We start from the raw sequence: 14,017 nt of genomic DNA on the forward strand, positions 1-14,017 counted from the left end.
GTGGCCTGTGGCTCAGGGAGTCAGGACCAGCCGCGCCCTCGTGGATTTGGACGCGAGTGCCTCCACGGCCCTCCTCCAGTCATCCAGCGCGAATGTTTCGCTTCGCGGCGGGGTCAGGAGCCCCTTGGAATAGAGTCCGAAAATGCTGTCGAAGCACTCCCGCATGAGTTCCGGCGCGCGTTTCCGGTAGTCGCTGATCTGGAGGCCGGATACCTCGATGTTCTTCAGCATCGGGTAGTTCATCTTGAGCGTGGGGATCCGTCCGGCGGCGAACCCCACAATAACCAGGCGGCCCCTCCAGGCCACGGCCCGGACGGCGCCGTCGAACGCATCACCGCCGATTGCGTCGATCACGACGTCGACGCCCCGCCCGTCGGTCAACTCCATGACGCGGTCCCGCAGCGTGTCGCGCAGGTTGGGTCCGGACTGCAGGACGTAGTCGTCCGCCCCGAAGTTTGCCACTTGCTGGAACCGGGAGGGGTCGGAGATTCCGGCCAGGACCGTGCCCGCGCCGAGCGCCTTGGCAAGCTGCACCGCCGCTCCGCCTACGGCCCCGCTGGCCCCGAGCACCAGGACGGATTCGCCGGGTGCGAGCCGGCCCCTTTCCACCAGGCCCATCCAAGCGGTATCAAACGACAGGGACATCGCGGCGGCGTCCACGAAGCCAAGATCCTCTGGAAGCAGATAGGCCTGGTCCCCGCGAACGACGCACTTCTCCGCGTAGCCGCCGTACTCCGCCATGCCGAGGACCCGGTCGCCGACCTTGAGGTGTTCGATCCCCGGTCCCACGGCGCTGACATAGCCTGCAGGGCCCTTGCCGGGCGTGTAGGGCAGGGCCGGGCGGAACTGGTAGGCGCCCCGCATGGTCACGAGGTCCACGAAGTTGACCGGCACCGCCTCAACGTCGATCACGACCTCACCGGCGCCGGGAACCGGCGCATCGCCATCGACGACGCCAGCAGTGGCCAGGTTGCCGAACTCGCGGATGCGGACCGCCCGCATGCCCGCGCTCATCGGACGGCCGCCGTGAAGCGGATGGGCGTCGGGGTGATTTCCCCGGAATCCACCTGCGCCACCAGGCTCCGCTTATCCAGCTTTCCGGAGGGCAGGAGGGGGATGGAATCCACAACCTGCAGGAATTCGGGCATGTCGTACTTGGACAACCCTTCCTTGTCCAGGAACGCCAGCAGGTCCTCGGGATCGGGATCGGACAGCCCGGCACGCGTCACCACCAGGCAGACCCGTTCGCCGAGCCGGCTGTCCCGGACGGGGATGGCGGCGGCTTTGCCCACGGCCTCGAACCGCGAGGCGAGATTCTCGATTTTCGCGGGGAAGATGTTGTGGCCGCCGCGGATGATGACGTCCTTCTTGCGCCCGGTGATCCGGATGTACCCGGCATCGTCCACCCAGCCAAGATCGCCGGTCAGGAACCAGCTGTCATGAGTAAAGGACGTCTCCGTTGCGGTTTGGTCATCGAAGTAGCCGAGCATGACGCTGGGTCCGCGCCCGACGATCTGCCCTACGGTGCCCGCCGGGACTTCAACGGACGGATCCTCCCGGTCCACGATCCTGGCCTCGTGGCCTCCGAACGGCCGCCCCGACGTGCCGACTATCAGCTCGGCACCGTCGTCGGGAAGCGTGTAGTGGTGGGAGCCTGCTTCAGTCATGCCGTAGCCGCTCTGGGGCACCACGCCCGAGGCGATCAAGCGCTCCGCTACATCAGTGGGAATCGCGGCGCCGGAAATCCGGAAGCCCTTCAGCTCGGGCAACGAGTCGATGTCGCCGCGCTCGAGTTCGGCCAGCAGGTCGATCGCATGGGTGGGTACGCCGAAGACGAACGTGGCACCCGTTGATGCGATGCGGCGGGCCACGCTTTCCCCCCGGCGGAGGTCGTGGGCCACCAGCGTTCCTCCACCGGTCAGGGTCAGGAGCATCGCCCCGAATCCGAGGTTGTGGCTGAGCGGCGAGAGGGAGTAGATGACCATGTCCGCAGCGAGGTCCCAGTCCTTCGCCAGTGCCCGGACCGGTGCCAGGAGCGTATTGCTCGAGTGCATCACTCCCTTGGGCAGGCCGGTGGTTCCTGAAGTGAACGCAAGGTACACGATCGAATCGGGGTCTGGATGCGGGGCAGTGCGTGCCGGCCTGGGCGGGCACGTGGGGAACAAATCCGTGTCCGGCCCGGCGGTCCCCAGCCGGATGTGGGTCCGGACCGACTCCACCTCGTCCAGCCGGGTGAAGATGTCCGCGCGGTCGCTGTCCGCCCCGTAGCCGTGCTGCCCGATGAAGGCCTTCGCCCGGATCCGTTCCGTGAGGGCAAGGACGTCTCCTACGGTGTGGTCGCGGTGGAGCGCCGGGCAGGCGATGTAGCCGTTGCGGGAGCAGGCGAGCAGGGCGACAGCGACCTCGGCCCTGCTCGGCAACCAGATGGCTACCCGGTCCCCGCTTGTTAGCCCGGCGTCGGCGAGGTGGCCGGCGAGGCGATCCACGGCGTCGAGCATTGAGCGGTAGGTGATGTTCCGGGACCGTTCCATGACGGCGGTCTTGTCCGGGTAGAGGGTGGCCGCTTTCCGGGCGAGTCCGTAAATCGTCTCGTCCTGCCAGTGGCCTTCTGCGTAGTACCTGTGCGCTTGTGGCAGGTCCAGGCGGGTCAGCATTCGATTTGTCATAGTGGTAGTCGTCTCCTCCGAGGGCGCTGTGGCGGCGTCAGCTCTTGTCGCGGCCGAACAGGCCCGGGACGCCGCGTCCCACCGAGCGCGTCAGCGCACCGACCACGAGCCCGATGCCGCCGATCGCCTCGGCGGGCTTCGCGCCGGACCCGGCTGCCGCCGTCGCAAGTGACGGATCCGAGTCCGCGGCGATGCGGGCCTCGAGGTTGCGGGCGAATTCCTCCGCGATGCGCTGGGCCACGTCCTTCATGACGCCGCGGCCGAACTGTGCGATCTTGCCGCTCACCCGCAGGTCCGAAACGATCGCCACGCGGGTGGAGTTGTCCGGCGCCGGGTGCACCTGGGCTGTCACTGTGGCGTCAGTGGCCCCGCGTCCCCGCTTGTCCTTGGCCTTCCCGGTGATGGCCAGGATCATCTGGTCATGGTTGCGTTCCGTGATCTCGGCCAGGCCCTCGAGGGTCAGGGAGAGGGGGCCTACCTTGACGGTGACGTGGCCCTTGTACTCGTCGTCTGAGATCTTTTCGTCGATCTCGGCACCCGGAATGCATTCCACGACTTCCTCGGTGCGCTGTAGGTAGTTCCACACCTTCCCATGAGGGGCGGCCACGGTGAACTCTGTGTCGATTTGCATAACGCTCCTAGATGGTCGTATACAGCTGCATACATGAGCATACTTTTGGTATTACAGGCTGTCCAGAGTGATCTGGATCTCATCAGCGTCGCGTGAGCGCTGCAGTGCCAAAGCCAGCGCAATCCGCGCTTGCCAAGGGGGCATTCCGGGAGTGGTCACCCGGCGCGCTGCCTTCATGGCAGGGGACAAGGACACCCGCCCGGACGGGACGCGCGTGCTTTGGCACACCACCACGCCCTCGGCCGCCGCCGCATCCAAGGCGTCGCTCTCCGCCGGAGTCGGGCGGCCGGCGCCGGTGCCGGCACTGACGATGCCCTGGGCTCCCGCGGCCACCGCGGCCTTGATCAAGGCACCGTCGGCGCCAACATACGAGAGCACAACGTCAACCCGCGGCATGCCGGCTATGTCCCCCACATCGAAGGCCGGGACGCCGTTGGTGCTGTGGATGTGGCTAAGCCGGACCTCCCCGTCGGCGTCGACGTGGCCAAGCGGCCCAAGGCCCGGGGCCGCGAACGCGTTAACCCGGAAGGTGGCCGTCTTGGTCGCATCGCGTGCCGCGAAGACGGTGTCGTTGAGCATCACCAGGACTCCGTGGTCGCGGGCGTTCGGCGAGGCGGCAAGGCGCACCGCTTGGAAAAGGTTGATGGCACCGTCGCTGCCCAGCCCGTTGGCCGGCCGCATCGCCCCCACGAACACCACCGGGATCGGCGTGCTGACGGTCAGGCTCAAGAGGAAGGCCGTCTCCTCGAGGGTGTTCGTCCCGTGCGTGATGACGATCCCGTCATAGCTGCCGCCCGTGGCAAGCTCCTGGACGGTGCTCGCGAGCAGCGACCAGTCATCAAGGGACAGCGCGTAGCTGGGAAAGCGTGCAAAAGGCACCTGCACGACGTCGGCGACGGTACCGAGCTCGGGCAGGGCCGCAAGCAGTTCGCCGTCGGGAAGCCGGTTTTTCGTTTCGGTGTACCACGCCAGATCCAGCCGGGAAGCGCCGACGGCGTCGATCGTGCCGCCCGTGGAAATAAGGGCGACGCGCGGAAGGCCGCTCATCGCTGTGCGCTCCGGCCGCGCTCCACAATCACCCCGGGCGGGGCCCACCACACCCCCGGGTGCGAGGCCAACTGCGCCACGAGTTCCCGGATGGCACGCGCCCTGAAGGGCTCCCCGCTGATCCAAGGGTGCAAGTGCAGGCACAGCGTGCGGGGGGAGCGGTTACTGTCCTCGGCCAGGACATCGACGGCGTCGAACACCGCGCGCACGTAGGCGGCAGGGCCGACGCCCCGCACGAACATCGACGCCGCGTCGCTGAGCTCCCAGGACACCGGAAGGCTCCACAGTCCGCCCGCGCCCGTCGCCTGTCCGTCCGCGCCCGTCACCGCATAGGGCTGTTCGTCGTTGGCCCAATCGGCCATGTAACCGACGCCGTGCCTGGCCAGGATGGCGGGAGTCCGGAAGGACTGGGACCCTTGTGGGCTCATCCACCCCTGGGGGCGGGTGCCCAAGGCGCTTTCCAACCGCTCCAGGGTCTGTGCGATGTAGTGCTCCTCCTCCGGTTCGGACATCCGGCTGGTGATGGCACGGCTGCCACTCAGGCCACCGGCAAGGATTTCGGAAGCCTCCTCCTGCAGTAGGGACAAGACCCGGGGGTAGTGCTCCGCAGTGAGGACATCCACCGCCGCGGCCCACGGTACGCCGGCTTTCCGCAGGATCCCCGCGAGGCGGAACAGTCCGGCCCTGTGTCCGAATTCGCGGTGGGACATGCGCGGGTAGTCGGGGTAGGGTGCTTGGCCCCGGCCCCCGGGTACCTCGACGGCGGGCAGCGGGTCTTCCCATTCGGCCGCCCGGACGTCAATGATGACGGAGAGGGCGAGCCCTGCCTGGCCGAAGGGCTTCACGGGCCGCTGGGGGAGCGGTGTGTAGGGGAACCAATGATGGTCGTATCCCGCTGCGGCAGGCGAGGACCGGCGCACGACGTTCATTTCGGAGCCGCTCATGCGCACACCGCCTGCGTCGCCCGCTCCAGGTCCTGCTGGTAGGCCGTCCGGTAGTAATGCTCGGCGATCTCCGAGCCGGTGGCGAACCAGACGTCGTCGCGGGCGCGCATGTGGGCAAAGACCCGGTCCAGGTGGCGGGCCCGGTGCGGCTGCCCGATGGTAAAGGGGTGGAGCGAGAGGCACATCATGCGTCCGGTGTTTTCCTGGTGGTCGTAGAGCTCGTCGAATTGGGCAATGAGGTACTCCGCGTACCCAGGACCTTCCACGCACGAGCGCATGAGCAGGGGTGCGTCGTTCAAGGCATACGTGTACGGCAGGGCCACCAGCGGCTGGCCGGAACGCGTGATGAGCGGGGCGGGGCGTTCGTCGTGCACCCAGTCCGCGTGGAACGTCATGCCAAGTTCGGCCATCAGGTCCGGCGTCCACGCATTGCCGGTGATGTTCGGCCCGAGCATCCCGGAGAAATTGCGGCCCGTGTGCCTTCGCAGCACCGAGTTGCACTCCTCCAGGAAGGCCCTTTCTGCAGGTTCGTCCAGGCCGGTCAGGTACCGGGTGTTGTAGAGCCCGTGGCTCATGTGGTCCCAACCGCGTTCGGCCATGGCTTGGCCTATCTCCGGATAGTGGTCAAGCACTGCCACGTTGAGGGACGTGGTGCACGGGATCCCGTGGTGGTCCAGGACTTCCAGCATCCGCCAAAAGCCCACCCGGTTGCCGTAATCGTGGTAGCTGTACTTCCGCACGTCCGGGTGGGGCGTGCGCGGATAGGGGTCCACGGCCTGGTCCGGCGGAAGGTACTCGTAATGCTCGATGTTGGGCACAACCCATACAGCGAGCCGAGCACCGCCCGGCCACAGCGGAGCCGGGCGGTCGACTATCGCGTCGTAAGGCAAGCGGTCATGGATCGGAGCGAACGGCCGCTCATGGTCCCAGGTCAAGGCTGATCCTCCTTCCGTTCAGGACGCGGCACAGTCGGCGGCGCAGTTTCGGTTGCGGCTGCACGTGCGGACGGCCTCATTGATCGCCTCGTAGGAACCGCAGCGGCACAGGTGTCCCTGCAGCCCCTCCTCGACTTCCTGCCAGCTGAGCTCGCCCTCGGTCTGGTCAAGCAGTGCTTGGGCGCTGGCGAGGAATCCCGGTGTGCAGAAGGAACACTGGAAGGCCTGGGACTCGATGAACTGCTTTTGCAGGTCACTGAGTTCTTCCCCGTTGGCCGCGCCTTCCACTGTCTGGACGTTTCGTCCGTCCAAGGCATAGAGCGGCACGATGCAGCTGCTCACAGGCTCGCCGTCAAGCAGTACCGTGCAGGTGCCGCAGACCCCGAGGCCGCAGGTTTCCCGCACTCCGTATAGGCCGCGGGCGCGCAGGGCCGAGACGGTAGACCCGGCTGGGTCGCCTTGCAGCGTGGCCTCTCCGCCATTGATCCGGCACGTGACCGTGATTTCGTCGTTCATTTCATTCATCGTGCCTCCATGGCGTCGATCACTCGTTCCGGTGTGATGGGGAGCCGGCGCACGCGGTGACCGGTTGCGTTCGCGACGGCGTTGCCGATTGCCGCGATGACCGGCGGGAGCACGGTCTCGCCGAGACCATGCACGGTGGCCTCGCCGTCGTCCTCCAACAGTGCGATCTCCAGCTTGCGCGGCATGTCGCCCATGGTCGTAATCGCGTAATCGGAGAGGTTTGGGTTGGTCACGAAGCCGTCCTCGAAAATCAGCTCCTCGTACAGGGCGTGGCCGATGCCGAAGACGATGCTGCCGTGCATCTGCAGCCTCGCGAGCTTCGGGTTGATCACCCTGCCGGCATGCGCGGCGGCGTAGATGTGCTCAAGGTAGATCTTTCCGGTGCCAAGATCCACCTCCAGCTCGACGGCGGCGCTTCCCTGGTGCCGGTGGTCGCTGGCCAGGCCCTGACCCGTCTCGGGGTCAAGACCGCCGGAGGTGAGCACCTCACCCTCGCCCTGGATGCTGCCGGTCCGGGTCTCGTGGAAAACCTCTTGGATGCTCAGGCTGGTTTCCGGCACGTCGATGACTTCGACGCGTCCATTGCGAAGCCGCAGCTTGTCCCCGGTGAAGCCAAGAATCGGGGCGGCGCGTGCAATGAGCTTGTCGCGGACCTCGTGGGCGGCCTTCGTCACGGCCCCGCCCATCGCCCGGGTGGTGCGGCTGGAACTCGTGGTCTGGTCGTACGGGGTGTATGCGGTGTCCGGGGTGGCCACGTTGACGCGGTTGACGTCCACTTCCAGCGCCTGGGCGGCGAACTGGGCCAGCACCGTGTGGGCTCCTTGGCCCATTTCGATGGCGGAGGCGAGCACCTGGACGGATCCATCGGCGTCGAGCCGAACCGAGGCATGGGTTGTGGAAGGCGTGATGGTCGACTTCAGGATGACCGCGATGCCCTTGGCACGGACCCGGTCGGGAGAAACGACCTCGCGAACGCCCTCTTTCCAGGAAATGGCTTCCGCCGCCATGTCGAGGAGTTCAGCGTAGCTTGCCTCGGTCATGACCTCACCCGTGGCGAATTCGTCGCCGGGACGGAGCAGGTTCCTGTGCCGCAACTCAACCGGATCCATGCCCAGGGCCGCGGCGATCTGATCCATCTGGCTTTCGTATCCCCACGCGGCCTGGGAGACGCCGTAGCCGCGGTAGGCACCTGCCGGCACCTGGTTCGTGTACAGCGCGTATGAGTCGATACGCACGTTGGGGATGCGGTAGGGGCCCACGGTGCTGTAGCCGCCGTTCTTGATGAGCCGGGGGCTGATGTCGGCATAGGCTCCGCCGTTGAAGTAGACAACGACGTCGCGGCCGATGATGCTTCCGTCGTTCATCACGGCCGAGCGCATGTGGATCTGTGCTGCGTGCTTGGTGGTGGTGGCGGAGAACTCCTCCTCCCGGGAGAGGACGAGCTTCACCGGCCGGCGGCATTTCCAGGCCAGGGCGGCGGTGATCGGCTCCAGCTTCGCGTAGGTCTTGCCTCCGTACCCGCCTCCGATGGGCGGTACGGTCACCCGGACCTTGGAGCTCGGAAGCCGGAACATCTCGCAGAGCGTGTCGCGGACGGCGAAGGGCGCCTGGCTGCTGGTGAGGACGTCCAGCTTCCCGTGGGCGAACGTCGCCAACACCACGTGCGGCTCCATCGTGACGTGGTCGACGGCGGGGCTGTAGTAGACGTCCTCGACGATCACGTCCGCTTCGGCGAAGGCCTTGTCCACATCTCCGCGACGCACTTGGAACTTCGTGCAGACGTTTCCACCGCGCCCCAGGAGTTTGATGTCCGAATAGCTGCGTTCATTCGGACGCGGGGGAGTGTCGTGCACGAGCACTGCGTCGGCGGCGAGTGCGTCGTCTATTGAGGCCACGACGGGGAGCTCGTCGTATTCCACTTCAATGAGTGCAATGGCTGCCTGCGCGAGCTCCGCGGTCTCGGCGACGACGGCGGCAACCGGGTCCCCGACAAAGCGGACTTTGCGGCCGCAGACAACGGGTTGATCGTTGATGACCGGCCCGAAATGGCGGAGGGGGGCTCCGGGTGCGTCGAAGTCTGCCGCCGTGAGCACGGCAACGACCCCGTCCAGTGCCTCCGCTGCCGAAACGTCGATGGAGAGGATTTCGGCGTGCGGCACCGTGCTCCGCAGGATGGCCGCGTGGACCATTCCGGGTACTTCGGCGTTGAGCGCGAAGTTGATGCTTCCGTCCACGCGGTCACGGGCTTCATACATGTTGATCGGGGTACCGATACTGGAACCAGGCGCAACCCGGACAGCCCCCGCTTCATTGATCGCAGCGTGATTGGTCACAGCTTCGTCGCTCCGTTCACATAGTCGTCGTTCATCTCGCGCAGCGCCCGCTCGACCAGGACTCGGGTGACGCGCCTGCGGTAGGCCGCCGAGCCCCGCACGTCGTCGATCGGCTCGATAGCCTCGGCGTAGGACCGTGCGATGTGCTCCCAGGTTTCCTTGCTCGGTTCCGCTCCCTCGCATTCCTTGAGGACGGAAGGGATACTGAAGGGCGTTGCCGTGGCACCGGCGATCTGGACGTTGACGCGGCGGCACAGGCCGTCGTCGCCGGTTGAGAGCGAGGCGGCGACGCCGACGCACGGCCGGTCCTCGGAGGAACGGCTGACGTACTTGAGGTAGTTGGTCCGGGTGCCGGCCACCGGCGTGGGGATGATGACCTCCACTGCAAGTTCGTTGTGCTCGAGGCTTGTCTCGTAGTAGTCCACCAGCAGCTCGGGCAGGGGAATCAGCCGTTCGCCCTCCGGGCCCTCGACGCGCACCTGGCAGCCGAGGGTTGTCAGGATGGAGGGTGGGTCGGAGGCGTAGTCCGCCTCGCAAACATTGCCGGCGATCGTCGCCCGGTTGCGTACACGATGGTTGGCCACCATGCCCAGCGCCTGGGTGAGGGTCGGCAGCAGCGCCTGCAACTCGGCCGAGCGCTCCATCGTCCTGAGGGTCGTGAGCGCGCCGATGCGGATCTCGGCGTCGTCGGCCTTGATGTAGTCCAGGCCCTCGATGCGATCGAGTGCGATGAGCCCGCTGGGGAACACCAAGCCGTTGCGGAGCATGAGCATGAGGGCCGTGCCGCCGGAGATGATTTTCGCGTCTTCGTCCGAGGCGTCAAGCAGTGCCAACGCCTCGGTGACGCTCGTCGGTCTCAGGACCTGCATGCCGGTTCCCTTTCGTCTGAGTTTGGGTGTTTCGCCATCTGGTCAGCGCGCCAGGATGTCGGTGGGGTTCTTGAGGGCGTCCTTGGCGAAGATGCCGTACTTGACGCAGGCGTCATACCAGGCCTGCAGCGAAGCGTTGCTCGGCATCCCTGCGGGCCAGTTGCCCATGGCGATTTCCTTGGCCACCGTGGCGTCCATCTTGAGGAACGTGGGCATATAGGCACGGACCTCGTCAGTGTGCTGGACGGCGTAGGCCCGGGACTTTTCCAGCGCGCGCTGGAATGCGGCCACCCTGTCGGGCTTCTCGGCGATCACCTTCTCGCTCGTGAACCATGAAGACATGAAGACGTCGGGCAGGACCTCGCGGTAGGGCGCCGAGAGGATGCGCGCCCCGCCTTTGACGGCCTGGCTCAGGAAGGGCTCGGCGACATGGGCGACGTCGATTCGTCCGCTGGCGAGCGCCGCAGGCATGTCCGGGAAGCCGACTTCGACGAATTTGACGCTTCCGACGTCGACACCCGCTTTCTCGAGTGCGACCCGGTCGGCGACTTCCACCATGTTCTTCAGGCCGTTGACGGCGACTGTGCTGCCGTTCAGCTCGGCGAGGGATTTGGCGGTGCTTTTCGGTCCGGCAACGATGGCTTCATCCGGCGGGGTGGGGTTGGTCCCGGCACTGCTGGCCGCGGCCACGATCTTGATGGGCAAGCCACGGGCGCGCGCCGTCAGCAGGGACACGTTGTTCGAAAAGGCGAAGTCATACTGGCCGCTGACTACTGCAGGCACGAGTGCGGCGCCGCCTTGGGCGCTGGCGAGCTTGACGTTGAGCCCTTCTTCCTTGAAGAAGCCCTTTTCGACGCCCAAGGCGAGGACCGTGTTCGTAACGATCGGCAGCGTTCCGACAGTAATGTCGGCGAGGGCACCGCTCCCTTTGCTTCCGCCGTCGGAGGCAGCCGGGCCGCCGCAACCGGCGAGGAACAGGGAGGCCGCCCCCAGCGCGGCCGTGAGCGCAAGTCGTTTTTTCATCTGTGTAGCCTCTCTAACGGTGTTGGGGGGATGCCGGGACGCCGGCGCTAGTGTTCCCCGACGATTTGGTTGTAGACGTGGTTGCGCAGCCGGCTGTATTCGGGCAACGCTTTGGTTTCGGTCTGGCTGCGGGGCCGGGGCAAGGGGACATTCAGGTATTCCCGGACTACGCACGGCGGTTCGCTCAGGACCACGATGCGGTCCGCGAGGTAAACCGCTTCGTCGATGTCATGCGTGACGAAGACGATGGTGATCCCGTACTTGGCCTTCAGGTCGAGCAGCAGGTCCTCAAGTTCGATGCGGGTCTGCGCATCGACGGAGGCGAACGGCTCGTCCATGAGGAGGATCTCGGGCCGGTAAGCGATCGCGCGTGCGATCGCCACACGCTGCTGCATGCCACCGGAAAGCTGCCAGGGGTACTTGTCCTCGTGGCCTTGCAAGCCGACGGCGGTCAGGGCTTCCTGGACGGCCGCGGCACGCTCGGCTCCGCGGAAGAGCTTGCGCAGCGGCAGTTCGACGTTGCGGCGTACGGACATCCACGGGAACAGCGAACGGTTGTATTCCTGGAACACCAGGCCCATCTCCCGCGGCGGTCCGCTGATGGGCTTGCCGTGCAGGTTTACCGCTCCGCCCGTGGGCGGCATGAGTCCCGACAGGCACCGCAGCAAGGTGGTCTTGCCGCAGCCCGAGGGGCCGACGACGCAAACAAATTCGCCGACGGCGGCCTCGAAGCTTACGTCCCGCACCGCCACATGCGCGGTACTTCCGGAGCCGTAGGTCTTTTGCAGGTTCTTGACGTTGATGAGCATGGTGGTTTGTTCCTGCCCGGTGGTGGTTTCGTGAATAGCTGTCATGCGTCTCGTGTGCTCGCTTTCAGGCCGTGGTGCCATTGCAGGGCGAAATGCTCGACACCGAGGAAAATTAGGTTGACGACGTAGCCGACGATGCCCAGCATGAGCAGTCCGGCCCACATGTCGGTGATGACGAACATCCGCTGCGACTGCAGGATCGAATAGCCGATCCCGTTGGTGCTGCCCACCATCTCGGCGACCACCATGAGGATGAGCGCCAGTGCGAGGCTGGCCCGGAGTCCGGCGAAGATGCTCGGCGCAGCAGCGGGCATGACTACCCGGAAGAGCCGTTCTGCCCGGGAGAACTGGAAGCTGCGGGAAACGTCGTGCAGGACCGGTTCCACGGAGGCTGCGCCCGCTGCGGTGTTGAGGATGATGGGGAAGGAGCATCCGAGCGCAATGACGAAGATCTGCATCGGAGCGCCTACGCCGAAGGCAATGAGTCCGAACGGCACCAGCACGACAGCGGGCAGGGCGCGCAGGAAATCAATGCCGGGAGCCAGCAACCGGCGAGCCCAGGAGGACATGCCGATTGCGAGGCCGACAGCGATGCCGGCCACGGCTGCCAGGAGGTAGCCCGCCAACATCCGGCTCAGGCTGGGAACCACGTGTTCAAAGAAGCCCTGGCCCACCCACACCGCACGGAAGCTGTCCAAAATGGCGGACAGGGGCGGGAAGTACAGGGACTTGGACCCGGCGGACAGGACGTACCACGCTCCAAGCACCGCCACCGTGGTGAGTATTTCGAGGCCGAGCAGGCCCGGCTTGCGCGTTTTCATACAACTGCCTCCCGGTGGCTCGGGTGCCAGCGCAGTAGCCGGCGTTCAAGTGTGACGATCAGGAATCCCGTGATGTAGCTCAGTAGGCCGGCAGCGAAGATCAGCGCATACATGCGCACGTTCGATCCCGCACTCTGGGCTGACAGGATCGCCGTGCCCAGGCCGGGTCCGCCGGCGATGAGTTCGGCCGTCACGGCGATCACGATCGCCAGGGCCGAAGCGAGCCGGATGCCCGTCGCTATGGACGGTGCGGCGCTGGGCAGGGTGACATGCCAGAAGACCTCGGCGCGGGTGAAACCAAAGGAGCGGGCGGTGTCACGGGCCACCGAATCCGTTTCCCTCACGCCGTAGACGGCTTGGAACAGGATGGGCCAGAACGTCGCAAAGACCACCAGGAAGACCTTCATATCGGTAGTGATGCCGAAGATCAGGACGGCCAGGGGAATCAATGCGACGGCGGGTATGGGGCGCAGGAACTCGATCAGGAATCGGGTGGCGCGGTAGGCGTAGACGTTACTGCCGATCAGGATGCCTGCGGCGACGGCGGCAACCATGGCGATTGCCAGGCCGACGCCCCAGGCGAGCATTGTTGATTGGACGTCTGCCCAGAACGGTGCCGTAACGAGCATCGCGACGAACTCTGCCAGGACGTGGGACGCCGGCGGCACGAAGTTGGAGGGCACCAGCTCAAGGCGGGGGGCTATTTCCCAGATTGCCAACGCCATGACGATACCCGGCCAACTGGCTGTACGGGCGGCTGTTTTTAACCGGCCCAACATGCTTTCCGAAGTTCTCATGCGGAAACTGTATACACATGGATGCCGAATAATGCAGGGGTTTTTCGAAAAATTTTTTATGTGAATGCAGGCCCCTTGCGCCGCGCGCCTACTGCGCCGGGGGACCTTCAAATACCAGTTGCGTGCAGGTAAACCACGCCACCCGGCGCGGTTCGGCGGAGTCCCGGAGCCTGTCCACCTCGACGTTCACCACCACCGTGCGCCGGCCACGGTGCACCAGCGAGGCGCGTGCGCGGAGCAGGTCACCTTCGCCCGCGGCGCCCAAGAGATTGCACGAATAGTCCATGGTCACGTAGCGGGGCGAACCGAGTGCCGCTTCCGTCGCCCAGCCGGCGGCCGCGTCGGCGAACACGGCGTAAACCCCGCCCTGGACGCTTCCTTGCTGGTTGAGGTTCTCGGCGCCGACCAGCATCTCCGCGTCCGCGAAGGCCGGGCCCCAGTCGGTGAGCTTGATGCCGAGGACGGCGAGGGCGCCGCTGTCCGGGGTGACACGTTCCATGAACACACTCCTCCTTGTGTTGGGTGAAAATGGATACTACTGTACACAGAAGGCACAGGCGTGTGTCTGGTCATGCCTTGGGCATGGCTTTCCATCGTTAATAGACAACCCAACGGGG

The 14,017-nt window shown here is 65.9% G+C and carries 14 protein-coding genes; all 14 read right to left on the minus strand.

Annotated features, from left to right (window positions below):
- Positions 1 to 12: 12 nt before the first annotated feature.
- The 14 genes from ACFRAH_RS00155 to ACFRAH_RS00220 all read right to left on the minus strand — a co-directional run bounded on the left by ACFRAH_RS00155 (position 13) and on the right by ACFRAH_RS00220 (position 13,899).
- Entirely contained in the window at positions 13 to 1,014 is a 1,002-nt protein-coding gene (locus tag ACFRAH_RS00155; protein WP_377988766.1) for an NADPH:quinone oxidoreductase family protein, read from the minus strand.
- Positions 1,011 to 2,666 carry a class I adenylate-forming enzyme family protein gene (locus ACFRAH_RS00160; RefSeq protein ID WP_377988767.1) on the minus strand — a complete coding sequence of 552 codons (1,656 nt, stop codon included), beginning with the start codon at positions 2,664 to 2,666 and terminating at the stop codon, positions 1,011 to 1,013. Before ACFRAH_RS00160 ends, ACFRAH_RS00155 begins: the two co-directional genes overlap by 4 nt.
- A 37-nt stretch (positions 2,667 to 2,703) precedes the next feature.
- Positions 2,704 to 3,297 (minus strand): SRPBCC family protein, encoded by a 594-nt coding sequence (locus ACFRAH_RS00165; protein WP_377988769.1) that lies wholly within the window; start codon positions 3,295 to 3,297, stop codon positions 2,704 to 2,706.
- Positions 3,298 to 3,348: 51 nt separating this feature from the next.
- Positions 3,349 to 4,344, minus strand: a complete 996-nt coding sequence (locus tag ACFRAH_RS00170; RefSeq protein ID WP_377988771.1) for an asparaginase — start codon at positions 4,342 to 4,344, stop codon at positions 3,349 to 3,351.
- Positions 4,341 to 5,288, minus strand: a complete 948-nt coding sequence (locus tag ACFRAH_RS00175) for a hypothetical protein (RefSeq protein WP_377988772.1) — start codon at positions 5,286 to 5,288, stop codon at positions 4,341 to 4,343. The genes ACFRAH_RS00170 and ACFRAH_RS00175 overlap by 4 nt, the downstream gene beginning before the upstream one ends.
- Positions 5,285 to 6,223 (minus strand): polysaccharide deacetylase family protein, encoded by a 939-nt coding sequence (locus ACFRAH_RS00180; RefSeq protein WP_377988774.1) that lies wholly within the window; start codon positions 6,221 to 6,223, stop codon positions 5,285 to 5,287. The genes ACFRAH_RS00175 and ACFRAH_RS00180 overlap by 4 nt, the downstream gene beginning before the upstream one ends.
- Before the next feature lie 18 nt (positions 6,224 to 6,241).
- The gene (locus ACFRAH_RS00185; RefSeq protein ID WP_377988775.1) at positions 6,242 to 6,748 is read right to left on the minus strand and encodes a (2Fe-2S)-binding protein; all 507 of its coding nucleotides are present in this window, start codon (positions 6,746 to 6,748) and stop codon (positions 6,242 to 6,244) included.
- Positions 6,745 to 9,081, minus strand: coding sequence for a xanthine dehydrogenase family protein molybdopterin-binding subunit (locus ACFRAH_RS00190; RefSeq protein WP_377988777.1), 2,337 nt, complete (start codon positions 9,079 to 9,081; stop codon positions 6,745 to 6,747). The genes ACFRAH_RS00185 and ACFRAH_RS00190 overlap by 4 nt, the downstream gene beginning before the upstream one ends.
- The gene (locus ACFRAH_RS00195; protein WP_377988779.1) at positions 9,078 to 9,950 is read right to left on the minus strand and encodes an FAD binding domain-containing protein; all 873 of its coding nucleotides are present in this window, start codon (positions 9,948 to 9,950) and stop codon (positions 9,078 to 9,080) included. Before ACFRAH_RS00195 ends, ACFRAH_RS00190 begins: the two co-directional genes overlap by 4 nt.
- A gap of 42 nt (positions 9,951 to 9,992) precedes the next feature.
- The gene (locus ACFRAH_RS00200) at positions 9,993 to 10,973 is read right to left on the minus strand and encodes an ABC transporter substrate-binding protein (protein ID WP_377988781.1); all 981 of its coding nucleotides are present in this window, start codon (positions 10,971 to 10,973) and stop codon (positions 9,993 to 9,995) included.
- Between the two features lie 47 nt (positions 10,974 to 11,020).
- Positions 11,021 to 11,827, minus strand: a complete 807-nt coding sequence (locus ACFRAH_RS00205) for an ABC transporter ATP-binding protein (RefSeq protein ID WP_377988782.1) — start codon at positions 11,825 to 11,827, stop codon at positions 11,021 to 11,023.
- Positions 11,824 to 12,603: an ABC transporter permease gene (locus ACFRAH_RS00210; RefSeq protein ID WP_377988784.1), complete on the minus strand. Its 780-nt coding sequence runs from the start codon at positions 12,601 to 12,603 to the stop codon at positions 11,824 to 11,826. The genes ACFRAH_RS00205 and ACFRAH_RS00210 overlap by 4 nt, the downstream gene beginning before the upstream one ends.
- Positions 12,600 to 13,328, minus strand: coding sequence for an ABC transporter permease (locus ACFRAH_RS00215; RefSeq protein ID WP_377988785.1), 729 nt, complete (start codon positions 13,326 to 13,328; stop codon positions 12,600 to 12,602). Before ACFRAH_RS00215 ends, ACFRAH_RS00210 begins: the two co-directional genes overlap by 4 nt.
- 160 nt (positions 13,329 to 13,488) lie before the next feature.
- The gene (locus tag ACFRAH_RS00220) at positions 13,489 to 13,899 is read right to left on the minus strand and encodes a PaaI family thioesterase (RefSeq protein ID WP_377988787.1); all 411 of its coding nucleotides are present in this window, start codon (positions 13,897 to 13,899) and stop codon (positions 13,489 to 13,491) included.
- Positions 13,900 to 14,017: the final 118 nt, after the last annotated feature.

The organism is Arthrobacter sp. NPDC056727 (assembly GCF_042790555.1).
GTDB lineage: Bacteria > Actinomycetota > Actinomycetes > Actinomycetales > Micrococcaceae > Arthrobacter.